The following is a 20407-nucleotide window of genomic DNA, read 5'->3' on the forward strand; positions in this document are numbered from 1 at the left end:
TTATAAATTCATCGAATTAAACTCGATCAGCTGGGCTCGTAGCTCAGCTGGGAGAGCGCCGCCTTTGCGAGGCGGAGGCCTCGGGTTCAAATCCCGACGAGTCCATTATATGATGCACCCGGTGATGAAAAAGTCATCGGGGAAGGGTTGATGCCTATACGGCATGTGAAGCCATGTAAAGGTCCACTTCCCCAGGTACATACTGGGACCGGCTAAGCTTTTCCGGCGATTATCCCAGCCGGTGGATGGCTCGGTTCGGGCGCCGACGAAGGGCGTGCCAAGCTGCGAAAAGCCCCGGGAAGGCGCAGGGTGCCTTTGAACCGGGGATGCCCGAATGGGATATCCTGTCCCTTCGGGGACGATCCGTCAAGGATCGGGAACGCGGGGAATGGAAGCATCTGAGTACCCGCAGGAAAAGAAAGCAAACGCGATGCCGTTAGTATGGGCGACTGAACACGGCAGAGTCCAAACCGAATTCCTGGGCGAAAGCTCAGGAAGATGTGGTGTAGTAGGACTCGGCCCAATGCCTCTTGGGGGAAACCGAAGTGGCCTGGAACGGCCCGCCTTAGAGGGTGAGAGCCCCGTAGGTGTAACCTCAAAGGCTACGAGGCCGAGTATCCTGAGTACCGTGGGTTGGAATTCCCGCGGGAAGCTGGGAGTCATCTACTCCCAAGACTAAATACGTCCCGAATCCGATAGCGCAATAGTAGGGTGACCGAAAGCTGAAAAGAACCCCAAGAAGGGGGGTGAAAAGAGCCTGAAATCGGCTGGGGATAGTGAGTAGTGGCTCCAAAGGCAACCACTCCGAAGGAAAGCACCGCGAGGTGCGAGTACGAGGAGTGGCATGCCAGAGTCACTGCGTACGTGTTGAAGAACGGGCCAGGGAGTGTAGCTGAGTGGCGAGGCTAAGGGTTATGCCCGAAGCCGGAGGGAAACCGAATGCCCGCAGATTTCGAGGGGCAGGGTGTGCTCGCCCTCAGTCACTCGGCTACGACCCGAAACCGGTCGATCTAGGCGTGGGCAGGGTGAAGCGAGGCGAAAGCCTCGTGGAGGCCCGAAGGGGTGCTGATGTGCAAATCGTTCCTCTGACCCACGTCTAGGGGTGAAAGTCCAATCGAGGCCGGAGATAGCTGGTTCCCCCCGAAACATACCGCAGTATGACCTGCCCGGAGGTAGGTGGCGGGGTAGAGCACTGATTGGAGGTCCCGGGGGGTAACACCCTCGCCCTCCTGTCAAACTCCGAATCCGTCACCGCCGTAGAAGGGCGGAGTCAGGGCTGGGGGGTAAGCTCCCAGTCCGCGAGGGAGACAACCCAGACCGGGGTTAAGGCCCCTAAGTGTCGGCTAAGTGTTAACGCTAAAGGAGGTCCTGGGCCTAAGACAGCTGGGAGGTAGGCTTAGAAGCAGCCATCCTTTAAAGAGTGCGTAACAGCTCACCAGCCGAGGCTCAGGGCGCCGAAAATGGACGGGGCTCAAGCCGACCGCCGATACCCCGGGGCACCGAAAGGTGATCCGGTAGGGGGGCGTACCGATGGCGCAGAAGCTCGGGTGTGAGCTCGGGTGGAGCCGTCGGTAACGAATATCCTGGCGGTAGTAGCAGCTTAGTCGGGTGAGAATCCCGACCGCCGGAAGGGCAAGGGTTCCATGGCCATGTTCGTCAGCCATGGGTTAGTCGGTCCTAAGACGAGTCGTAACTCGACTCCGTCGAAAAGGGAAGCGGGTTAATATTCCCGCACCGCCGTCCGCTGATCCCGACGCTTCGGGATAGGCCGAGCTGGTTCGCCAGCCAGTCTAAGCGTCGAAGCCTCCGGAGGTCCGTAATGGAGAGAAGGAGGTGAAGGCGTGATGGCGTAAGTCGGCCGACTCCTGGAGCCCGTGAAAAGGGGGACGGTTGGACCGTACCGAGAACCGACACAGGTGCCCTGGCTGAGCAAGCCAAGGCGTGGCGGAACACTCTGGCCGAGGGAATTCGGCAAATTGGCCCTGTATCTTCGGTAGAAGGGGTGCCTGCGGTTGAGTAGACCGCAGGTCGCAGTGCCTAGGGGGGAGCGACTGTTTAATAAAAACACAGGGGGTCGCTAACCGGTAACGGCTAGTACGACCCCTGAGTCCTGCCCAGTGCGGGTACCTGAAAGCCCAGTCCAATGGGTCGAAGGGCCCGTAAACGGCGGGGGTAACTATGACCCTCTTAAGGTAGCGTAATACCTTGCCGCTTAATTGGCGGCTTGCATGAACGGATTAACGACTCCCCCACTGTCCCCGGCCAGAATCCGGCGAACCCGACTTCCCAGTGAAGAGTCTGGGGACCCCCGTTGGGAAGCGAAGACCCTGTGGAGCTTTACTGCAGCCTGCCGTTGCGGTATGGTTGGGGGTGCGCAGTGTAGGTGGGAGGCTTCGAAGCCCCGTCTCCGGGCGGGGTGGAGCCGTCGATGAGACACCACCCACCTCCAACCGTACCGCTAACCGCTTCGGCGGGACATCGGTAGGTGGGCAGTTTGGGTGGGGCGCCACTCCCCCGAAAAGGTATCGGGGGAGCCCAAAGGTCGGCTCAGGCGGGTCAGAACTCCGCCGTAGAGTGCAAGGGCAAAAGCCGGCCTGACGTGATTCCGCACAATAAGGAATCACGAGCCGAAAGGCGGGCCTAGCGAACCATCCTGGCCTATTGGTGAGGCCGGATGACGACAGAAAAGCTACCCCAGGGATAACAGAGTTGTCCCCGGCGAGAGTACATATCGACCCGGGGGCTTGCTACCTCGATGTCGGCTCTCCCCATCCTGGCCGTGCAGCAGCGGCCAAGGGTGAGGTTGTTCGCCTATTAAAGGGGATCGTGAGCTGGGTTTAGACCGTCGTGAGACAGGTCGGTTGCTATCTAACGGGGGTGTCTGGGAGGCTGAGGGGAAGGAGGCTCTAGTACGAGAGGAACGAGCCTCCGGCGCCACTGGTTTACCGGTTGTTCGGCAGGGCATTGCCGGGCAGCTACGCGCTACGCGGTTAAAGGCTGAAAGCATCTAAGCCTGAAACCGCCCCCGAAAAGAGCCTCCCCTAAGGGCGCCGCTAGAAGAGCGGTTTGATAGGGCCGGGGTGTAAGCGGTGAGGCAACGAGCCGTTCAGCCCGCGGTCACTAAAGCCCGTGCCGGTGTTGCTTGGCTGGTCCCAGGTACATGCTGGAAGTGGACCTTACATGGTTTCTCGATTTATTTGTTTAGATTTTTGGTTCTGCTTTTTAGCTGTTTTAAGTCATTTAAAACCTTATCTTGCTTATAGGTTTGATTAAAAGCTAAATGAAAAGCTTAATCAGCTCAATCTCTCTAGCTCAATCAATCGATCTTTCTGCCAACAACGAGAAATCCTGAGTGCCAGACTCTCGTTGAAGGTCTTGTACCAGCTCTCTTGTGCTCGTAATCTATTTTTACAATCTCAAAGCTTTCAATGTCCTGAAAATTGTTGTTAAGCATCGCAAAGTATGCATCTCTCGTAGCATCTATATATGGATTGTAAACCACAAGATATCCGGAATTTTTGAGGAGTTCTCTGGCTTTGGGAATGAACTTGTCATCATCCTTCATATCCAGAACTATGAGATCAAACTTTATCTTTATGCTGTCTGCTAGGCCGAATATGTCTCCCACTATCTGATGGATATTTTTCAGTCCTGCAAGTTCGAAGTTTTTTCTCGCAATCTTGGCAAAATCCTTTCTTTTTTCTACAGTTACAACAAAACCATCTCTGCAAAAGTAAGCCAAGTAGGCAGAGAGAACACCACTCCCAGTCCCGCAGTCGAGGATTGCGCTGTCAGGCCTTAAACCGGTAAAAGCTATTATCGCACCTATATCTTTGGGCATTATCGGTGTTGGGCCCTTTCTGAAGTGCTTAAAAAAGTCAGAAAGACTGAATGGCCGAACTTTGAACTTGAAGCCTAGATGTGTCTCGACCTCATCACCATAATTCAAATCTTTCAGCTTGGATAGGTCAATAACTCCTTTATGAGTGTGGAATTCTCCTTCAAAAGAGTTTATAATGTAGCTAGTTTTGCCTGAAAAGATTACGAGAGGCAGGCTTACTTTTGAGGTAGCTTCTCCAGTTTTTTCAGTCATAATATTTATCCCTGCAACCTCATCAGAGCCTCGGCTAGATCACCATTACACTCTTCAAGGGCTTTTCTGGCATCCTCTTCGCTTACATTGGCCTGCTCCATTATGAGTTTAATATCATCTTCGCTAATCTCTGCCCTTCTCTCAATCCTTTCATAGTTTCCGGAAATCTGGAAGGTCTCAATCCCTTTTGCAGAAATCTTGATAACAGAGGGATTTTTGAAAATCATCTCTTCCCCTCTGGTTTTTATAATTACTTCTTCGGCCTCAATTTCCTCCATGTCTATACCCATCTGTTTCATCATCTTTTTCATCTGTTTGGGATTCGTAGGAAGCATGATCTGGTGTTGGAGTTGTATGTATTAATAACTTCTGGTTCTGGAATCGGTGTCTGGAATGTAATTGCGATAGTTACAGTAGTTGCAGGTATAAGCAGATAAGCAGGAATAAGCTACAATTTAAGCTACAGTTTTTAACCAGATTGAAGTGCTGGATAGATTCAACAAATTGATTCAACAATAAAGATTCAAGAATAAGAAAAAGAAATTAACTGTTAGTCATTCAAGGGATTTATACCAGCTAACAAGTTCCTCGAATTGCTTGTGAGTGTTGACGACATCGATCTCCATCGGACTCTTGAAGAAGAATCCCAGCTCTTTTATCACTCCATGCTGACCCTTTCTCTTTGCAAAGAGCAGAAATCTTGCCAGATCGAGTATGAGTGGAGCGGCAACTATCGCATCTATCGCATCCCATATGAAGTACATCTTCATCTTGGTTCCAAGAAAGCCCTCGAAGTGTATGAAGTCAAATGCCGTCTTGTTGTCAACCAGGCTCGGGAAGTACTCTATTTCAGTGATGCTGTATGGTGACTCTCCAAGGATCTTCTCAAGGACACTATCCTTGCTTATGACCTTGCTCTCCTTGTTATCCTTGTGGCTCAGCACCTTTCCGTCGTAGTCTCCTAGTATGTTGTATCCCATCCATCCAAGCACCCTCAGGTTCCTGTAGGCGAACATTGGTGCGAGCGTTGTTTTTACGAGAGTTTCACCAGTTTTTCCATCATTTCCAGCATGTGGTGTTTTTGTTTTCATTGCAAGCTCCTTCAACGCTGGCAGGTTTGAGCCGATGCTTGGAGTAAAGTTGGCATAGGGCAACCCTAACTTTAATGCCGAGTAGGCATAGATCATGCTCGCGGATATATGCTCCGTTCTGTTCTCATCTATCGCCCTCTCGAACCCATCAAGCGTTCCGTGATATTCTTCGCTGTACTTCTGCAAAGGCTCCGTTGAAGCTATGTTTATAACAACGGTTTCATCATCTGCAAATTCCTTCATATCTGATGTCACCATATCAACAATCTCTCTCAGCGTGTAACCCTCGTCCTCCAAGGTCTTTATCTCTCCGAGCTCTTTTAAACCACTTCCACAATTCAGGGCTGTTCCTGTTTTAGCCTCAATCTTCTCAAGCTCATCTTTTACATTCTCAATGAGGCTGAAATCGAAATGTCTGTTGAGATTCCAGTGCTCGAGGATAGCATCATACGCATTTTTCTTGATCCTGATCTCATGACCGCCAAATTCGAATTTATTTATCTCCATTAATTTATCGAAAACAGGTAGATCTGATACAAGTCCTCTGGTTTGAAAGCCCTTCTCGATGTTCTTAGCACCTACCATGGCCGTGGTAGATACTATTCCATATGCACCGATGACCCATATCTTCATAATCGCACCTCCTGAAATTGCTGTTGGCTTAGAATTACTAAACCCCTCTTTCTTTTTATTCTAAAACGATTCAGCATAAATATCTTGCGTTAATTTTGTTGATTGTCGTATAGCAGATCGATAATTACCAAAAAGTTTTTAAAATTCCTGCATACTTCAGATTATGGATGCTGAGAGACTGCTGATAGACAAAATATCAGGAGATATAATCTTTTCCAGCAATCCCGGCAAAACCATAAAGAAGTGGAGAAACATTTTTGAGGTCTCTCAGAAAGAGATTTCTGAGAAAATTGGAGTATCTCCATCTGTTATTAGTGATTATGAAAGTGATAGAAGAAAATCTCCGGGAATAGCATTCATAAGGAAGATAATCTCGGCTCTCATAAGCATAGACAAAGAGAGAGGATACAAAACTCTCTCGAAGTACAAGGACTTTCTGAGCGGATTCGATCTGGATGTGATTATAGATATGATGGAATACGTGCAGACCATTAACTTCGATGATTTTGTGGAGGCGATAGATGGACAACCTCTTAACAGCTACAGAAAGAATGTCAATGGTTACACGATAGTTGACAGCATAAGTGCAATCCTCAAGCTGAGCTCATATGATTTCTACAAGCTGTATGGGTTCACATCCGAAAGGGCGTTGATCTTCACGAAAGTATCTTCTGGCAGGTCTCCTATGGTTGCCGTTAGAGTCTCTGCCTTTAAGCCAGCTCTGATCGTCCTTCACGGATTGAAAGCGGAGAATGTTGATGAAATAGCCCTGAAAATATCTGAGGTTGAAAAGATTCCACTCATCGTTTCAGAAAAATCGGTTGAGGATATGATAAAGAGTTTGAGGAGGATTGGAAATGGTTAGTACCGGTATAGTATCATATGGAACCTATATCCCAAAATTCAGGATCAAGGTTGAAGAGATAGCAAGGATCTGGGGAGAAGTGCCTGAGAACATAAAAGCCGGGCTTGGTGTTCAGCAAAAAAGTGTTCCGGATATTGATGAGGATACAGCAACGATCTCCGTAGAATGTGCCAGAGAGGCGGTGGAGAGAGGCAAAATAAACCCCAAGAAAATTGGAGCCATATTTGTGGGGTCTGAGAGCCATCCGTATGTTGTCAAGCCTACAGCAACGATTGTTGGCTCTGCAATTGGTTGTGGCAACTTCTTCCACGCAGCAGACTTTGAATTCGCATGCAAGGCGGGAACGGCTGGCATCCAGACATGTATGGCCATGGTGAAGTCCGGGATGATCGAGTACGGACTTGCTATAGGTGCAGACACAAGCCAGAGTGCACCCGGAGACCCGCTTGAGTATTCTGCATCGGCAGGAGGATCGGCATTTATAATAGGTAAAGAAAATCTGATAGCGGAGTTTGAGGACACGCTGTCGTTCACTTCCGACACACCGGATTTCTGGAGAAGGGAGGGACAGCCATATCCAAGTCATGGAGGCAGGTTTACCGGATTGCCGGCTTATTTCAGACATGTGGTGTCAGCAGCGAAAGAGATTATGGAGAGGAACGGATACAGACCCTCAGACTTCGCCTACGCTGTTTTTCACATGCCAAATGGTAAGTTCCCTGTGAGGGCTTCGAGGATGCTTGGCTTCAGCAGGGAACAGACCGAACAGGGACTGGTTGTGAGGAGGGTTGGAAACACATATTCAGGCTCCTCGCTTCTGGGATTCTCTGCAGTTTTAGATGTTGCTAAGGCTGGAGATAAGATATTGCTGGTATCTTTTGGCTCTGGAGCGGGAAGCGATGCGTTCATAGTGAATGTGACCGATGCAATAGAGAGCTTTCCGAGAGAGCCAAAGGTCTGGGACAAGATTGAAAGCGGAGTGTATGTGGACTACAGCAGGTATCTGAAGCTGAGAAGAAAGATTAAGATGAAGTGAGGTGGTTGCATGCAGAGAGTGGCGATTGTTGGGGTTGGACAGAGCGAGTTCGGAGAGCTGTGGGATAGGGGATTCAGGGACATCGTGCTGAAGGCTGGAAGTGAGGCTTTGGACGATGCCGGGCTTGAAGGAAAGGAGATAGAGGCAATATATGTGGGCAATATGAGCGGTGGGAGGTACCTTGAGCAGGAGCACATTTCGGCATTGATAGCTGATTACTCCGGATTGGCTGAGCTTGGAATTCCTGCTACGAGGGTTGAAGCTGCTGATGCGAGCGGTGGTCTGGCTTTGAGGCAGGCTTTTCTCGCAGTAGCATCCGGAGTTCACGATGTTGTAATGGCTGCTGGAGCTGAGAAGGTCACGGATGTCGGCTCTGAGATGACGGCGGACATAATGTCATCTACCGCAGACAGGGAGTGGGAGGGATTCGTGGGGGCGACAATTCCCGCACTGTACGCGATCATGGCGAGAAAGCACTTTGAAAAATATGGCACCACAGAGGAGGATTTAGCACTGGTCAGCGTCAAAAACCACAGAAATGGAGCGTTGAATCCAAAGGCTCAGTACAGGAGGGAGATTAAGGTTGAGGATGTGCTGAACTCTCCCAAGGTTGCTGAACCTCTCAAGCTCCTCGACTGTGCGCCGCTGAGCGATGGAGCCTGTGCGGTAATTCTCGCCAGTGAGAAGGTTGCGAGGCAGATTACCGACAACCCGGTTTTTATATCTGCAAGTGCTCAGGCGAGCGATTATCTGGCGATTCAGAACAGGAGGGATATAACCGAGATGAGGGCTGTGAGAGTAGCTTCAGAGAAGGCGTACAGGATGGCCAGGGTCGAGCCAAGGGACATCGATGTTGTCGAGGTGCATGATTCCTTTACGATTGCCGAGATAATGGCTTATGAAGACCTCGGATTCGCTGAGAAGGGTAAAGGAGCGGAGCTTATAAGGGAAGGTGTAACCTCCCTTGAAGGCTCTCTGCCAGTCAACACTGGAGGGGGATTGAAGGCATGCGGACATGCGGTTGGAGCTACGGGGATAAGGCAGGCGATAGAGATAACACTTCAGCTGAGAGGAGAGGCTGGCAAGAGGCAGGTTGAGTGCGAGAGGGGGTTATCACTGAACATAGGCGGGACGGGAGCGACAGCAGTTGTGACAATCTATGAGAGGGGGTAGGTGGTATAATGCTTCCGAGGTTCTGGAGGAAGATAAAGTACAGGTATGATATTGTTGGCACAGTATGCGAGAACTGCGGGTCGAAGTTCTACCCACCAAGGAACTTCTGTCCGATTTGCAGGAGGAAGGGGAAGATAAGGGAACAAACTTTCAGTTCGAAGGGCAGGATTTTGAGCTACACCGTTGTTCATGACGCTCCGGATGAATACAAGCTGGCGAAGCCATATATCGTTGCTCTGATAGAGCTCGACGATGGCGTGGTTCTGACATCGCAGGTTGTTTGCGATCCGCAAGAGGTGCATATTGGAATGAGGGTTAAAAAAGCCTTCAGGAAGTACTACGAGGATGGAGAGAGTGGGATAATCTACTACGGAACGAAGTTCGTGCCGGATGATGGCGAGGTGTGATGGGGAATCTTGAACTTTGGCTATTTATTTATTCAAATTTCTTGAGGACGTATTTGATTATGTCCAGATCAACATTGAAGTCGTGCCTTTCCTTCAAAATCTCTTTTATTCTTTCAGGATCCTCATTTTGCAGTTCATTTTTCTCTATGAGGTCTCTTGCATCCTCATAGCAGCTCCATGGATACACGATCCACATCCACTCCTCGTTCAGATTTGCGTAGAAGTCTGGCTGGAATTTCGATGTTCGTTTGTGATCCACTACGGCTATTCTTACTTCTTCAGCGTTCAGTTCTTTGATGTGCTCTTTTGCCAGAAGAACGGTCTCTCCAGTGTCTGTTACATCGTCAACGATCAGAACTTTCTTTCCTGTTAGATCTACATTCAGCTTCTGCACTATTCTTGCCTCATTTTTTGTGGCAACTCTGCCCCAGTGGACAGCCTTAATGCTGTATAGCTCCCTAACATCGAGAACATCGCATAAAATTCTTGCTGGAACCCAGCCACCTCTTGCAATTGCGACTATGACATCAGGGCTAAACGATTCAGCAATTTTTACGCCGAGGTCTATGCACGATCTGTATATGTCGTTCCAGTTATATGTGATGCATCTGAACATCTGTCGGTCTAACACAGGTTTAACTTATAATAATTTCTGTTCTCTGTGGTAATCTTTTATTAGGCCAAAAAGTATAAAAAACGGATAAAAATTAAATAATGGAGAGATGGCAAAAGCCTCACTGGAAAAACTTTATAAATTTTCCACCGAAAAGAACTTTGGGGAGATGCGAACTGTAAAAGACCTTCTGAAAAATATAAAAGATACCTCGGAGATAGTAGTCGATCTCGCCTATTCGGCAATTCTTTTCGACAGCGAGGACATAGCGGAAGAGGTTCTCGATCTTGAAAATGTTTTATCAGATCTGCTGAATCAGATAAGGATCGTAACGATTCTTTCAGCGAGGAGGGTCGATGAGGCGGAATCGGTTTCGACCTTGCTGAAGATAGCTGGAGCGGCACAGAAGATAGGCTCTGCTGCTGGAGATATAGCGTTGCTGGTTTTGAGGGGGTTCAAGCTCCCGAAGGATGTTATCAACCTTATACTGAGATATTCTGAGGAAACAGTTGTAAAGGCCGTGGTCTCTGAAAACAGCGAGATAGCGAACAAGACTCTTGGTGAAGTGAGGCTTCACACAAGAACGGGAATGAGGGTCATTGCAATAAAAAGAGAATTCGACTGGATATTTAATCCTGATAGGGATACAAAAATACTCAAAGGTGATGTTCTCTTCGCGAGAGGGGATATATCCGGGAAGCCGTACTTCTACGAACTCGTAACCGGAGAGAGAATTGAGATTCCGGTAGAGGATACCGAGCTTGAGCTTGAGGAAATTGATAGAGCTGTGGATATTCTGATAGAGATGAAAGATCTATCTGAACTTGCAGTAGATCTCAGCTATTCATCGCTAATATACGAGAATGAGGACATAGCAAATGAGGTGTTCTATCTGGAGGAAAAAGTGGATAATCTCAAGTTCGAACTCAAGCACTGGGTTCTGAAAAGCTCGAAGAAAGTAGGCGATGATAAGCTAAGGGATCTCATAGCAATTCTTGAGCTGGCAACAGCTTCAGAATACATAGCCGATTCTGCGAGAGAGATAGCAGAGATAGTTTCGGATAAGATGGATCTACATCCAGTGTTCTTCCAGGCTATGAAGGAAGCAGATGAGGTTCTGGTTATGTTTGAGGTTGGAGACAACTGTGAGCTTGACGGCAAAACGCTCGGGGATGCGAGGGTTGAGACCAGGACTGGAATGCATATAATGGCTATAAAGAGACGGAACAGGTGGATATCAAGGCCTAAAGCCGGAACAAAGCTTGAAAGTGGAGATATGATAATCGCAAAAGGCACTAGAGAGGGAATGGACTTGCTGAGGAAGATGTGTGTTACAAAGCTCACTCAGAGGAACTCCAGTAGAGCAAATCTTTAAACTCTCCTTTTATTAAACCTTTGTTGTGCAGGTAGCTGAGATAGGCTTTTATCGTGGATAGCATCAGATAGTACTCTGAAAAGCTTTTTAGTCCTATCCTGAAGTTTTTGCAGACATCTCTTAATATCTCCTCAGTCGTCTTTCCTTTTGCGATCGAGATAATAAACGATTCAACCTCTTCGATAACTTTTCTGTTGGCTTCAACAAGCTGGATAATGTCTTCTGTCTTTTCAGCATGAGCTGGAATATAGCAATCAAAGTTGCTGTTTTCAAGGAATTTTAAGCTCTCCTTCTGGGATTCTATGTCCATGAAGAGAGGGATTTTGTATTTTTTAATCACCCTCTCAGAGAACACCGAATCAGCACAGAACAGAACTCCATCTACACCAATCCCTGCCTGATTTGGGGAATGACCTTTAAGCGATATGACATCCAGTTTTAGGTTCTCGAACTCGATTTCATGGCTGACGATATGATCTACCCTTGATGGCTTTGCCATGATGAACTTAACCGTAAGCTCTCTCACGGGATGGGCTGAGAACAGGTAAAGGGGCTCGAGGTAGGGACTCTGAATTATGCCTGATTCGATACTTGTAGCATAGACTCTTGCATCAACTTTTTTCAGGATGTAGCTGTTTCCTCCAAAGTGATCTGCATGAGAATGAGTGTTAAAAATTCCTGAGATTTTTAGTTTATGGTTGCTCATGAGTTTGAATATCCTTCTTCCGACTTCTTCATCCAAGCCGGTATCGATTAGGAAAGCTTTTCCTGAATCGACTATGACGCCAATGTTTACAGGGTTTGGTATGTAATATACATTTTCTGTGACTCTTTCAAGCTTCATCCACTCATTTCTTTCATTAGTCTCTCTACCAGTTCACTCTTTATCTTGGATTGCCTCCCGCTCTCGCAGACGATAGTTCTTACTCCAATGATGTCTGGAGAAATTTTCTTGAGAACTGGCAGATGCTCCCAGTTTATCGATCCAGCCAATGCACAGAACATGCCGTTCTCCCTTGCCGTCTCAACGAACTCCTGCAGCTGAGGTTCTTTGAGGTGGTCGAAGAGGGTCAGTCCATCCTTTATGGCTGTATCGATCATTATCCCGTCAACTTCTGCCATCTGTCCGGCTTCCGGTAAATCAAACGGAGATATCGCATTTATCCTGTGGAAGTCTGCATAGGCCGCTCCAACAACCTTCTTATCTGCATCAAAGTCCTTTACAGACCTGGTGACATTCTTCAAAATCTCGTAAGCCTGCTCTTTGTTTTTAACGCCATACAGACCAACCTTTATGTAGTCCGCACCAGCCACAGCAGCCCCAAGTGCGGCGAGGCTTGCTGTACCGGGTTTAAAATCTAAGTCGCCTGTGGTTGCACTGAGCTCTTTTCCCTCCTTTTTCACTATCTCTCCAATCTCCTTAATTACCCATGGAAAATTGGCTCCGAGTGAACCTTCTTTGGGATTTTTGACATCGATAATGTCTGCTCCACCCTTTAAGCATTCATAAGCTTCATCAATACTCATTGGACTAACGAGGACTCGTATCATCACTGATGCAAAAATTTATGGGTATTTATATGTGTTGGTTTATGATTTTTATAAATCACACTCAAACTAAAAATTTTAAATGTGTGTTGAGCTTGTTGGGCTATGAAACTTTACTTTGTGATGGACATTAAAAATGGCATCGTTGTTAGGGGTGTTAAGGGGGACAGGGAGTCATATAAGCCGGTAGATCTCGAAAGCTTGGTTGTGAAATCGTCAATCCCGGTACAGGTGTTCGATGCTGTAAAACCAAAGCATCTTTACATCGCGGATCTGAACAGGATAATGGGAATGGGAGACAATCTCAAAATCATTGAAGAACTCGGAAAAAAGGCGGAGATTATAGCTGACTGCGGTTTTAAATCTCCTGAAGAGGTGCATGGTGCTGGATTTACACCTGTCCTCGGAAGTGAGACATTCGATTTGAAGAGGCTTGAAGAGATCAAGGAGAGGGAGGTTGTAGTAAGTCTGGACATAATGGATAGTTTTGTTGATGCGTCTGGAAGCTTCGAAGAAATAGATGAGGCTGTGAAATTCCTGAATTCTTTCAGGCTTAAAGGCCTGATCGTCCTGACCATAAGGAGGGTTGGAACCTCTTCCTCTCTCGACTGGGATCTAATAGGCAAGATTTTGGGCATATCTGACAATCCCGTTTTTGCAGGAGGGGGGATAAGGGATCTGCAGGATGTCATGAAGGCAAAAGATATCGGGCTGGATGGTGTGCTCGTTGCTACTGCAGTCCACAACGGAAAAATACCGCTTGAACTCATCAGAAACGGAGAGGTTTGAGTTAAGCTCTGACTGAAAGGTAAATTTTTTATCCCCTCAAACAGATTGAACTTCATGAAAATCCTGTCTGGACCGGCGTCTCCTTTTCTTGGCAAGAAAATAGCTGATGTGCTTAAAGCAGAAATAGCTCAGGCTGAATTCAAGAGATTTCCTGATGGTGAGCTTTATGTGAGGGCAGAGAGCAGCGATGTGGTGGTTCAGAGCATATGCTCAAACGATGATCTGGTATACCTCATACTAATGCTTTCGGCAATAGAAAATTCCGAGAAAATTGCTGTTATCCCCTATTTTGGATATGCAAGGCAGGACAGAAAGTTTCAGGATGGAGAGGCTGTTAGCATAAGGGAGATCGCCAGAATAGTTGAGAGCTATACCGATAAGATAATCTCGGTCAACCTGCACAGCGAGATAGCGAAGCGATACTTCAAAAATCTGGTTGAGATCGATGCGATGCCTATGATAGGTGGGATGTATAGAGATAAGGATGTGGTCATGATCTCCCCTGACAAGGGATCGCTTGAGAGGGTAAAGGTTTCAGCAGAGGCTGCGAACTGCGACTACGATTACCTTGAGAAGAGAAGAATATCTGCTACTGAGGTTGAGATAAGCCCGAAGAACATAGATGTGGAGGGAAGAGATGTAGTCATAGTTGACGATATAATCAGTACAGGCGGAACGATAGTCGAGGCAACAAGAATACTCAGGAATATGGGTGCAAAATCGGTATCAGCAGTTTGCGTCCATGCGGTGATGTCCAACTTCGCTTTGAATAAGCTTTACAGTGCTGGAGTTAAGGAAGTCATTGCAACAGACACGATTGAGAGGATTGTCAGTAGAATTAGCGTCTCAGAACCAATAGCCAGTGAGATAAAGAATTTAATTTAGTTAGAATTTAATTTAAAACACCTTTCGTGCTCCTGAGTTCATCTCCTCTAATCTTTATTGCCCTTTTAAACGACAACGCAAAAGCCTTGAATGCGGACTCCATCATGTGGTGCAGGTTTCTACCTCTCGTGTTAAGGTAGATGTTTATTCCGGATTCTCTCGACAGTGTTTCAAAGAAATGGAGAAAATTCTCGGCTTTGAAGTTATTTATCTCTCCGTCAATTTCTCCATCAAACCTGAACACGCCCCTTCCGCTAATATCTATGCCACACAGTGTAACACTCTCGTCCATTGGAACTATTGCATCTCCAAAACGCTCGATTCCCCTCTTATCTCCAAGAGCCTTCTCTATGGCTGAACCAATCACTATTGCTGTATCTTCCACTGTATGATGCTCGTCCACCTCGACATCCCCCTCTGCACTTAGAACAAGCTTAATCTCAGCATGCCTAGCAAAAGTTTCGAGCATGTGCGTGAAAAAGGGTATGGGCGTTCTTATATCATAACCGGTATCATCTAAATCGATCTCGACCGAGATTTTTGTCTCTCTGGTTTCCCTTGATAGTTTTGCCTGTCTTACCAGCTTCATCGTTTCACCACATCAGAATACTTGGAGCTTTACGGCCTCTCTGTAATTCAGTTTTCCAGTATATAAAGCTGATCCTATTATCACACCTTCAGCGCCAGAATCTCTAATAAATGCAATATCTTCAATGCTTGAAATCCCCCCGGCAACATAGACTGACTTTTCCGAGGCTTTGAGAACATTGGTTAGCTTCTTTCTATCGATTCCTTTAATCAGTCCTTCAACATCGATGTTCGTGTAGAGGAAAGATACATCCACATCCTCGAACATCCCTATGACATCCAGAGCGCTGAGTGAAGTTTTCTCTGTCCAGCCCTTTATAGCCACCTTATCTTCTTTTGAGTCCACTGCGATCATTATCCTGCTCGGGTTTGAAGCAGCGATCTCTTTCACGGCATCTGGCTCTGTCAGGGCGAGAGTTCCCAGAATAACTCTGTCAACATCTGCATCGAGCAAGCTCTCAATTACCCCTGGATCCCTGATCCCACCGCCAACCTGAACCTCCACATCGAAGGCTGATAGTATCTCCCTGATCTCTCTTTCGTGTCTGAGCGCCCCTTCAAAAGCTCCATCGAGATCTATGATATGCAGACATTTTGCTCCCTGCATGATCCAGTTTCTTGCAACATCCAGAGGGTTGTCTATCTGAACAGTAATTCTGCTAAAATCTCCCTGGACAAGCCTGGTCACCCTACCATCCTTTAAGTCAATAGCGGGGATAACAAGAAATCGTGTTGGCATGGGAGGCCCCTTCGCTCTCAATCAGCCTTTAGATGAACATGACTCCCTTGATCTCTGGCAGTTTTTTGTCCTTTTTCATTATTTTCTCGATAGCCTTTATGAAGTCCTCTCTCGAGACAATGGTTTTCTCGTTTCTTATGGCGAACATTCCAGCTTCAGTAGCTATTGCCTTTATATCTGCACCGCTTGCACCTTCTGTCATTTCTGCAAGCTCTCTGAAGTCAACATCGTCTGCGAGCTTCATTTTCCTCGTATGGATCTTGAAGATCTGAACTCTTCCTTCGTAGTTTGGCAGTGGAACCTCAATGATCCTGTCGAACCTTCCGGGTCTGAGTATTGCTGGATCAAGGATATCGATTCTGTTGGTGGCGCCAACGATCTTAACATCTCCTCTGTTGTCAAAGCCATCCATCTCGGAAAGCAGTTGCATGAGCGTTCTCTGAACTTCTCTATCTCCACTTGTGTCACTTGAAGTTCTCCTTGCGGCTATGGCATCGAGTTCGTCGATGAATATTATCGATGGGGCTTTTTCCTTGGCTAACTGGAAAACCTCTCTGACAAGCCTTGCTCCCTCTCCAATGTACTTCTGAACGAATTCGCTTCCGACAACCCTGATAAATGTTGCCTTCGTTTGATTGGCAACGGCTTTGGCAAGCAGCGTTTTTCCTGTACCCGGTGGACCATAGAGCAGAACACCTTTTGGCGGTTCTATGCCAACCTCTTCGAACAGCTTTGGTTTTAGCAATGGCAGTTCAACAGCCTCTCTGATTTCCTCGATCTGTTTGTTTAACCCACCTATGTCGCTGTAGGAAACATCCGGCTTATCATAGATCTCAAATCCATAGACGGATGGATCTTTTGGAGGTGGAAGCACGCTTATAATGGCCAGTGTCTGCTGGTTCATCGAAACCCTTGCGCCGGGTTTCAGGTCTTCTGGATTTATGTTCTGGGATGTGTGGACAACAAATTTAGGTCCAGTACTGCTTTTAACAACAACCTTACCGTCTTCAAGAACATCTGAAATTACTCCAACGATGAGAGGGGGTGAGCGTAATCTTTCGATTTCACTTCTCAATCTTCTTACTTCTCTTTCATATCGTATTCTTTCTGTTTCGACAAATCTTTTTTCATCTTCAAGTCTTTTATAGAGGTTCTTAAGCCTGACATATTCTTCTTCGAGCTGTTTGAGTCTGTCGATTAAGTATTCCGACAGATCCACATTCTTTTCCTTTATCGATTTTGTTCCTCCTTCTTCCATGCTCACGATGTGGGCCTCCAATATATACTATAATGTGTTCTGGTATAAGAAATTATTGGATTTTACTCTCATTGAGAAAAAGCGGAATTCCTTTTGGTTTTTGGAATTCCTCTCTATTTTTTATTATAATAATCAAAAAAATTGAGAATAAAAAATAATAGGGTTTTTTCAGGTTTTGAGAGCCAGCTTGATATCTTCAGCCTTAACGGTCTTTCTACCGGCGTGCTTCGCAACTTCAACAGCCTTCTTGGATATTTCAGTGGCTTTGTCCTCAAGTATCTCTACCATTTTTGCAACAGCATCAGCGCTAACTCTCTTAGCACCAGCATTTCTAATTAGTCTCTCAACTGGGGCGGCAGGCAATTCAGCCATTCATTTTCACCTCCTTCAGTAATACTGTGTCTTATTTCATGTATATATATTTTTCCACAGAACTATGCTGTAATGACTTTATTTTGGTAGATACCTCTCTGAAAAATTTAGCTTGGCAAATAAGTTTGAATGAAATGCCCATGCTTAAATTCTGATAAACATATTATTATGTAAAAATAAATACAACTACTCACAAAATCAAGGACGAATCTGATATATGTGGTAGGCCTTTTTTTGGCTTATGGGTAATAATAATTTTAGATGAGTCGGTAGGATTGTTTGGCCTATTTTTTGGTTTGGGAATTATAATCTGTTGGAGGGTTATTTTTTGATGGATCTCATAATAGTGGATTCTTTTTTGTTCCGTAAGCCAATTTGAGAATACCTATCTTTAGGTCTTTATCTTGATTTGCTGCAGTATTTCCAGCACTATCTACTCCTTTAATGAGTTTAATTATTTTTCCTTGTCTGCAGTGGTTGTTTTTAGGTGGTTTAGTTTTGAAAGAACATATGTTGGCATTTGTTGGTATTCAACTATATCAAATTCAAAAACGCCGGGGGTGGGATTCGAACCCACGCGGGCAGAGCCCAGTGGTTATCCACCTTTAATTACTCTGCCCACTGTTAGCAGACCACCGCCTTACCACTCGGCAACCCCGGCTCAGACTATTAACTGCTTTGAGTTTTTTAAAGGTTTTGGGTATAAAAGCTTTTGAGTTGTTTCTCGTTTAGCTGGTTTGACTAGTTAGACAATACTACATCTCCAGATTTAAGTACAACTTCAAACATCTAAACCATATCAAACCTATTCGTTTAGGAATTAAAACATCTAACGTGAGAAAAATTTATGAAGTATTTCTAAACCTCTTACAGGAAGTGATGTTTCATGGGAAGGAGGTTAACAAAAACGATAATTGATGTATTACTGCTGACCGGACTGATCATAATGGGTATAACAGGGTTAGGAATGTATCTTGCCCCATCCGGAAGAGTTGCCAGAGAAACGCACTGGACATTTTTGGGGCTGGATAAAAGCACTTTGGGAGATGTTCACACATACTTTGGCTTCGTGATGGTCGCGATTGGTGTTATACACCTGACATTAAACTGGAAGCCCCTGACCTCTCTGCTAAAGAACCTAAAAAACAGCGGATCAGATATGGCAAAAGTTGTGCTGACACTCATGCTCGTGATAGCAGGTGTATTTGTTTATCTGAATACTCTGGGTAGAGCGTAGGTAGCATAATGGAGGCTAAAACATCATAACCCACCCATCAATTTCAGACTTGCTATCGCGAGCTATCCTCCCAGTGTTGAAACTACACAGTATATACTCCTCCTGAACCCTCCATCCGGGTTCTGGAGTGAGCATATCAATTCTTTTGTTTTTTATGCTCCTGTATCTACACCCAAGAGTATCAAAAATAGAAATGTCATAGCATGTATCTTCAAGATAGGTGATATCCACAAGGTTTGTGAATCTACAGAATGTTGACATTTTTTACAAAAGACACAACTTTAGATATGTTTTTCTGATCTTCCAGCATTGAAACGCAATAGAATGTTTCTCTAGGATTGGGTTCGTTCCCAAATCCAATGCCTTATGAAGCCCATAACAAGGTCCTTTACTTTCTATGCACATCACATTCAAGCATCTTTAATGAGGGTGCAGGCATGTAAACCCCCCTTAACAAATTCGGTGATTCGAAGGAATGTGTTGCAGTGGTGCCAACCTCAAAAATGAAAATCCTGGTTTTTGATACCCTCATCAACCTCTTCAATCTCTCCAGCAGAAAAACTCCAAAATCTATCTTCACCAAGCAGTTTCAAGCACTTGAAGGTGTAGGATATCGAGCACTCTCCTTGCCCCGGAGGTGCTCGGCTAAACCATTATCCTCAATTTTCTCACCAATAGCGTCCAGAATGTAGAGCGCATAGTATGTCTCCGGCAGCGAAGGTGGATTGTAGAACGAGAAAACCACCTTTAACTTTCCTTGCCATGACGAAGCGCTTCAGTCTTTCAACTCTCAATGTCCTCTATGTCCAGCACCCCCAGTAGCTGAACACAATAACTGAAATTTCGAGAATCAGGAATATTTAAATTCTCTTACCATGATTGAAGAAGTATGGCAAAAAAATCAGATGAAAAGTTTATCATAAAAAGATCAGGATATCCCAGTAAAGGTGAAATCGTTATTGGTACTGTCACAAGGGTACTGGATTTCGGAGCTTTTGTTTCTCTAGATGAATATGAAAATCGTGAAGGGCTTGTTCACATAAGTGAGGTTGCACCGGGATGGATCAAAGACATCAGGGATCATGTCAAAAAAGGCCAGAAGGTTGTATGTAAGGTTCTAGACACAAATCCGAAAAGGGGACACATAGATCTATCGATAAAGGATGTAAACGAGAGGCAGAGAAGAGAGAAAGTTCAGCAGTGGAAGAGTGAACAGCGAGCATTCAAGTGGTTGGAGATTGCCGGAGAAAAGGCAGGTGTATCCAAGAAAGAGCTTTTTGAGGTGGGTAAAAAGCTTCTCAAAGAATATGACACGATTTACGGAGTTTTTGAAGATGTGTTTTATGAGGGGCATAAGGCGATTTTGGATATTGCCGGAGAAAAACTCGCTAAAGCCATAGAGGAAATAGCCAAAGAGAATATAAAACCGCACAAGGTTGAGATCAGAGGTATCTTCCAGCTGAAAAGCAATGCTCCGGATGGAATAGAGAGAATAAAATCCGCATTGCTGGAGATAAATAACCTAAGCTTAGATGGTGTGAACATAAAGATAGACTATGTTGGAGCACCGAAGTACAGAATAATTGTTGAAAGTGAAGACTACAAAACTGCGGAGAAAGCCCTCAAAAAAGCCGTTGATAAGGTTCTCAAGAAGATTAAAAAGCTTGGAGGGGAGGGAACATTCGAGAAGGAGGTCTAAATCGAT

22 protein-coding genes, 2 tRNA genes and 1 rRNA gene are annotated in these 20407 nt (G+C 45.9%); 11 read left to right on the forward strand and 14 right to left on the reverse strand.

The window, feature by feature from the left end:
- Nucleotides 1–32 precede the first annotated feature (32 nt).
- Nucleotides 33–105, forward strand: a tRNA-Ala gene (locus tag ASULF_RS03570).
- A 112-nt stretch (nucleotides 106–217) separates the two neighbouring features.
- Nucleotides 218–3141, forward strand: a 23S ribosomal RNA gene (locus ASULF_RS03575).
- Between the two features lie 175 nt (nucleotides 3142–3316).
- Here the strand turns inward: ASULF_RS03575 and ASULF_RS03580 are convergent.
- The 3 genes from ASULF_RS03580 to ASULF_RS03590 all read right to left on the reverse strand — a co-directional run bounded on the left by ASULF_RS03580 (nucleotide 3317) and on the right by ASULF_RS03590 (nucleotide 5817).
- Nucleotides 3317–4093: a tRNA (adenine-N1)-methyltransferase gene (locus tag ASULF_RS03580; RefSeq protein WP_015590336.1), complete on the reverse strand. Its 777-nt coding sequence runs from the start codon at nucleotides 4091–4093 to the stop codon at nucleotides 3317–3319.
- 5 nt (nucleotides 4094–4098) lie between these two features.
- On the reverse strand, nucleotides 4099–4428 hold the full coding sequence (locus ASULF_RS03585) for a nascent polypeptide-associated complex protein (protein ID WP_015590337.1): 330 nt from the start codon (nucleotides 4426–4428) through the stop codon (nucleotides 4099–4101).
- Between the two features lie 219 nt (nucleotides 4429–4647).
- On the reverse strand, nucleotides 4648–5817 hold the full coding sequence (locus ASULF_RS03590; RefSeq protein ID WP_015590338.1) for an inositol-3-phosphate synthase: 1170 nt from the start codon (nucleotides 5815–5817) through the stop codon (nucleotides 4648–4650).
- Nucleotides 5818–5980: 163 nt separating this feature from the next.
- Here ASULF_RS03590 and ASULF_RS03595 point away from each other — a divergent pair, with 163 nt between their 5' ends.
- The 4 genes from ASULF_RS03595 to ASULF_RS03610 are packed head-to-tail and all read left to right on the forward strand — an operon-like array spanning nucleotide 5981 to nucleotide 9298.
- On the forward strand, nucleotides 5981–6682 hold the full coding sequence (locus ASULF_RS03595; protein ID WP_015590339.1) for a helix-turn-helix domain-containing protein: 702 nt from the start codon (nucleotides 5981–5983) through the stop codon (nucleotides 6680–6682).
- On the forward strand, nucleotides 6675–7718 hold the full coding sequence (locus ASULF_RS03600) for a hydroxymethylglutaryl-CoA synthase (protein WP_015590340.1): 1044 nt from the start codon (nucleotides 6675–6677) through the stop codon (nucleotides 7716–7718). Before ASULF_RS03595 ends, ASULF_RS03600 begins: the two co-directional genes overlap by 8 nt.
- A 9-nt stretch (nucleotides 7719–7727) precedes the next feature.
- Nucleotides 7728–8891: a thiolase domain-containing protein gene (locus ASULF_RS03605; RefSeq protein WP_015590341.1), complete on the forward strand. Its 1164-nt coding sequence runs from the start codon at nucleotides 7728–7730 to the stop codon at nucleotides 8889–8891.
- An 8-nt stretch (nucleotides 8892–8899) separates the two neighbouring features.
- The gene (locus ASULF_RS03610; protein ID WP_015590342.1) at nucleotides 8900–9298 is read left to right on the forward strand and encodes a Zn-ribbon domain-containing OB-fold protein; all 399 of its coding nucleotides are present in this window, start codon (nucleotides 8900–8902) and stop codon (nucleotides 9296–9298) included.
- Between the two features lie 28 nt (nucleotides 9299–9326).
- Here the strand turns inward: ASULF_RS03610 and ASULF_RS03615 are convergent, their stop codons facing one another.
- Nucleotides 9327–9914 (reverse strand): phosphoribosyltransferase, encoded by a 588-nt coding sequence (locus ASULF_RS03615; RefSeq protein WP_015590343.1) that lies wholly within the window; start codon nucleotides 9912–9914, stop codon nucleotides 9327–9329.
- A gap of 166 nt (nucleotides 9915–10080) precedes the next feature.
- On the opposite strand from ASULF_RS03615, the gene ASULF_RS03620 reads away from it, so the two are divergent.
- Entirely contained in the window at nucleotides 10081–11286 is a 1206-nt protein-coding gene (locus tag ASULF_RS03620; RefSeq protein ID WP_048098299.1) for a potassium channel family protein, read from the forward strand.
- Here the strand turns inward: ASULF_RS03620 and ASULF_RS03625 are convergent.
- Together ASULF_RS03625 and ASULF_RS03630 are read right to left on the reverse strand one after the other, a co-directional pair.
- A complete protein-coding gene (locus ASULF_RS03625; protein ID WP_015590345.1) occupies nucleotides 11252–12130 on the reverse strand; it encodes an MBL fold metallo-hydrolase in 879 nt (292 codons plus the stop codon). The two genes, ASULF_RS03620 and ASULF_RS03625, sit on opposite strands and share 35 nt — an antisense overlap.
- The gene (locus tag ASULF_RS03630) at nucleotides 12127–12837 is read right to left on the reverse strand and encodes a (5-formylfuran-3-yl)methyl phosphate synthase (RefSeq protein ID WP_015590346.1); all 711 of its coding nucleotides are present in this window, start codon (nucleotides 12835–12837) and stop codon (nucleotides 12127–12129) included. The genes ASULF_RS03625 and ASULF_RS03630 overlap by 4 nt, the downstream gene beginning before the upstream one ends.
- Nucleotides 12838–12939: 102 nt before the next feature.
- Here ASULF_RS03630 and ASULF_RS03635 point away from each other — a divergent pair, with 102 nt between their 5' ends.
- Nucleotides 12940–13623: a HisA/HisF family protein gene (locus tag ASULF_RS03635; RefSeq protein WP_015590347.1), complete on the forward strand. Its 684-nt coding sequence runs from the start codon at nucleotides 12940–12942 to the stop codon at nucleotides 13621–13623.
- A 54-nt stretch (nucleotides 13624–13677) separates the two neighbouring features.
- On the forward strand, nucleotides 13678–14508 hold the full coding sequence (locus ASULF_RS03640) for a ribose-phosphate diphosphokinase (RefSeq protein ID WP_015590348.1): 831 nt from the start codon (nucleotides 13678–13680) through the stop codon (nucleotides 14506–14508).
- 7 nt (nucleotides 14509–14515) lie between these two features.
- Here the strand turns inward: ASULF_RS03640 and hisB are convergent, their stop codons facing one another.
- The 5 genes from hisB to ASULF_RS03665 form a co-directional block, all read right to left on the reverse strand.
- Nucleotides 14516–15091, reverse strand: coding sequence for an imidazoleglycerol-phosphate dehydratase HisB (hisB, locus tag ASULF_RS03645; protein WP_048098301.1), 576 nt, complete (start codon nucleotides 15089–15091; stop codon nucleotides 14516–14518).
- Between the two features lie 18 nt (nucleotides 15092–15109).
- Nucleotides 15110–15835, reverse strand: coding sequence for a 1-(5-phosphoribosyl)-5-[(5-phosphoribosylamino)methylideneamino]imidazole-4-carboxamide isomerase (gene hisA, locus ASULF_RS03650; RefSeq protein ID WP_015590350.1), 726 nt, complete (start codon nucleotides 15833–15835; stop codon nucleotides 15110–15112).
- A gap of 28 nt (nucleotides 15836–15863) precedes the next feature.
- The gene (gene pan, locus ASULF_RS03655) at nucleotides 15864–17093 is read right to left on the reverse strand and encodes a proteasome-activating nucleotidase (RefSeq protein WP_048098302.1); all 1230 of its coding nucleotides are present in this window, start codon (nucleotides 17091–17093) and stop codon (nucleotides 15864–15866) included.
- Nucleotides 17094–17261: 168 nt separating this feature from the next.
- Nucleotides 17262–17465 (reverse strand): histone family protein, encoded by a 204-nt coding sequence (locus tag ASULF_RS03660; protein WP_015590352.1) that lies wholly within the window; start codon nucleotides 17463–17465, stop codon nucleotides 17262–17264.
- 552 nt (nucleotides 17466–18017) lie between these two features.
- Nucleotides 18018–18126 (reverse strand) — tRNA-Ser (locus tag ASULF_RS03665).
- A gap of 225 nt (nucleotides 18127–18351) precedes the next feature.
- On the opposite strand from ASULF_RS03665, the gene ASULF_RS03670 reads away from it, so the two are divergent.
- Nucleotides 18352–18702 (forward strand): DUF4405 domain-containing protein, encoded by a 351-nt coding sequence (locus ASULF_RS03670; RefSeq protein WP_015590353.1) that lies wholly within the window; start codon nucleotides 18352–18354, stop codon nucleotides 18700–18702.
- 15 nt (nucleotides 18703–18717) lie between these two features.
- On the opposite strand, the gene ASULF_RS03675 is transcribed toward ASULF_RS03670, so the two are convergent.
- From ASULF_RS03675 to ASULF_RS11875, 3 genes are all read right to left on the reverse strand, one after another.
- Nucleotides 18718–18963 (reverse strand): hypothetical protein, encoded by a 246-nt coding sequence (locus tag ASULF_RS03675; RefSeq protein WP_015590354.1) that lies wholly within the window; start codon nucleotides 18961–18963, stop codon nucleotides 18718–18720.
- A gap of 127 nt (nucleotides 18964–19090) precedes the next feature.
- On the reverse strand, nucleotides 19091–19282 hold the full coding sequence (locus ASULF_RS03680) for a hypothetical protein (protein ID WP_048098105.1): 192 nt from the start codon (nucleotides 19280–19282) through the stop codon (nucleotides 19091–19093).
- Between the two features lie 9 nt (nucleotides 19283–19291).
- Entirely contained in the window at nucleotides 19292–19447 is a 156-nt protein-coding gene (locus ASULF_RS11875) for a hypothetical protein (protein WP_169336382.1), read from the reverse strand.
- Between the two features lie 144 nt (nucleotides 19448–19591).
- Here ASULF_RS11875 and ASULF_RS03685 point away from each other — a divergent pair, with 144 nt between their 5' ends.
- Nucleotides 19592–20401: a translation initiation factor IF-2 subunit alpha gene (locus ASULF_RS03685; protein WP_015590355.1), complete on the forward strand. Its 810-nt coding sequence runs from the start codon at nucleotides 19592–19594 to the stop codon at nucleotides 20399–20401.
- The last annotated feature ends 6 nt before the right edge of the window (nucleotides 20402–20407 follow it).

The sequence above is a fragment of the Archaeoglobus sulfaticallidus PM70-1 genome (assembly GCF_000385565.1).
GTDB classification, from domain to species: domain Archaea; phylum Halobacteriota; class Archaeoglobi; order Archaeoglobales; family Archaeoglobaceae; genus Archaeoglobus_A; species Archaeoglobus_A sulfaticallidus.

What these genes read in the sequence shown, in the direction of transcription:
- ASULF_RS03600 (WP_015590340.1), top strand. Translation starts at nt 6,675, where the DNA reads ATGGTTAGTACCGGTATAGTATCATATGGAACCTATATCCCAAAATTC.
- ASULF_RS03675 (WP_015590354.1), bottom strand. Translation starts at nt 18,963, where the DNA reads ATGTCAACATTCTGTAGATTCACAAACCTTGTGGATATCACCTATCTT.
- ASULF_RS03635 (WP_015590347.1), top strand. Translation starts at nt 12,940, where the DNA reads ATGAAACTTTACTTTGTGATGGACATTAAAAATGGCATCGTTGTTAGG.
- ASULF_RS03580 (WP_015590336.1), bottom strand. Translation starts at nt 4,093, where the DNA reads ATGACTGAAAAAACTGGAGAAGCTACCTCAAAAGTAAGCCTGCCTCTC.
- ASULF_RS03640 (WP_015590348.1), top strand. Translation starts at nt 13,678, where the DNA reads ATGAAAATCCTGTCTGGACCGGCGTCTCCTTTTCTTGGCAAGAAAATA.
- ASULF_RS03670 (WP_015590353.1), top strand. Translation starts at nt 18,352, where the DNA reads ATGGGAAGGAGGTTAACAAAAACGATAATTGATGTATTACTGCTGACC.
- ASULF_RS03605 (WP_015590341.1), top strand. Translation starts at nt 7,728, where the DNA reads ATGCAGAGAGTGGCGATTGTTGGGGTTGGACAGAGCGAGTTCGGAGAG.
- ASULF_RS03585 (WP_015590337.1), bottom strand. Translation starts at nt 4,428, where the DNA reads ATGCTTCCTACGAATCCCAAACAGATGAAAAAGATGATGAAACAGATG.
- ASULF_RS03590 (WP_015590338.1), bottom strand. Translation starts at nt 5,817, where the DNA reads ATGAAGATATGGGTCATCGGTGCATATGGAATAGTATCTACCACGGCC.
- ASULF_RS03595 (WP_015590339.1), top strand. Translation starts at nt 5,981, where the DNA reads ATGGATGCTGAGAGACTGCTGATAGACAAAATATCAGGAGATATAATC.
- ASULF_RS03620 (WP_048098299.1), top strand. Translation starts at nt 10,081, where the DNA reads ATGCGAACTGTAAAAGACCTTCTGAAAAATATAAAAGATACCTCGGAG.
- ASULF_RS03685 (WP_015590355.1), top strand. Translation starts at nt 19,592, where the DNA reads ATGGCAAAAAAATCAGATGAAAAGTTTATCATAAAAAGATCAGGATAT.
- hisA (WP_015590350.1), bottom strand. Translation starts at nt 15,835, where the DNA reads ATGCCAACACGATTTCTTGTTATCCCCGCTATTGACTTAAAGGATGGT.
- ASULF_RS03660 (WP_015590352.1), bottom strand. Translation starts at nt 17,465, where the DNA reads ATGGCTGAATTGCCTGCCGCCCCAGTTGAGAGACTAATTAGAAATGCT.
- ASULF_RS03610 (WP_015590342.1), top strand. Translation starts at nt 8,900, where the DNA reads ATGCTTCCGAGGTTCTGGAGGAAGATAAAGTACAGGTATGATATTGTT.
- ASULF_RS03630 (WP_015590346.1), bottom strand. Translation starts at nt 12,837, where the DNA reads ATGATACGAGTCCTCGTTAGTCCAATGAGTATTGATGAAGCTTATGAA.
- pan (WP_048098302.1), bottom strand. Translation starts at nt 17,093, where the DNA reads ATGGAAGAAGGAGGAACAAAATCGATAAAGGAAAAGAATGTGGATCTG.
- ASULF_RS03625 (WP_015590345.1), bottom strand. Translation starts at nt 12,130, where the DNA reads ATGAAGCTTGAAAGAGTCACAGAAAATGTATATTACATACCAAACCCT.
- ASULF_RS03615 (WP_015590343.1), bottom strand. Translation starts at nt 9,914, where the DNA reads ATGTTCAGATGCATCACATATAACTGGAACGACATATACAGATCGTGC.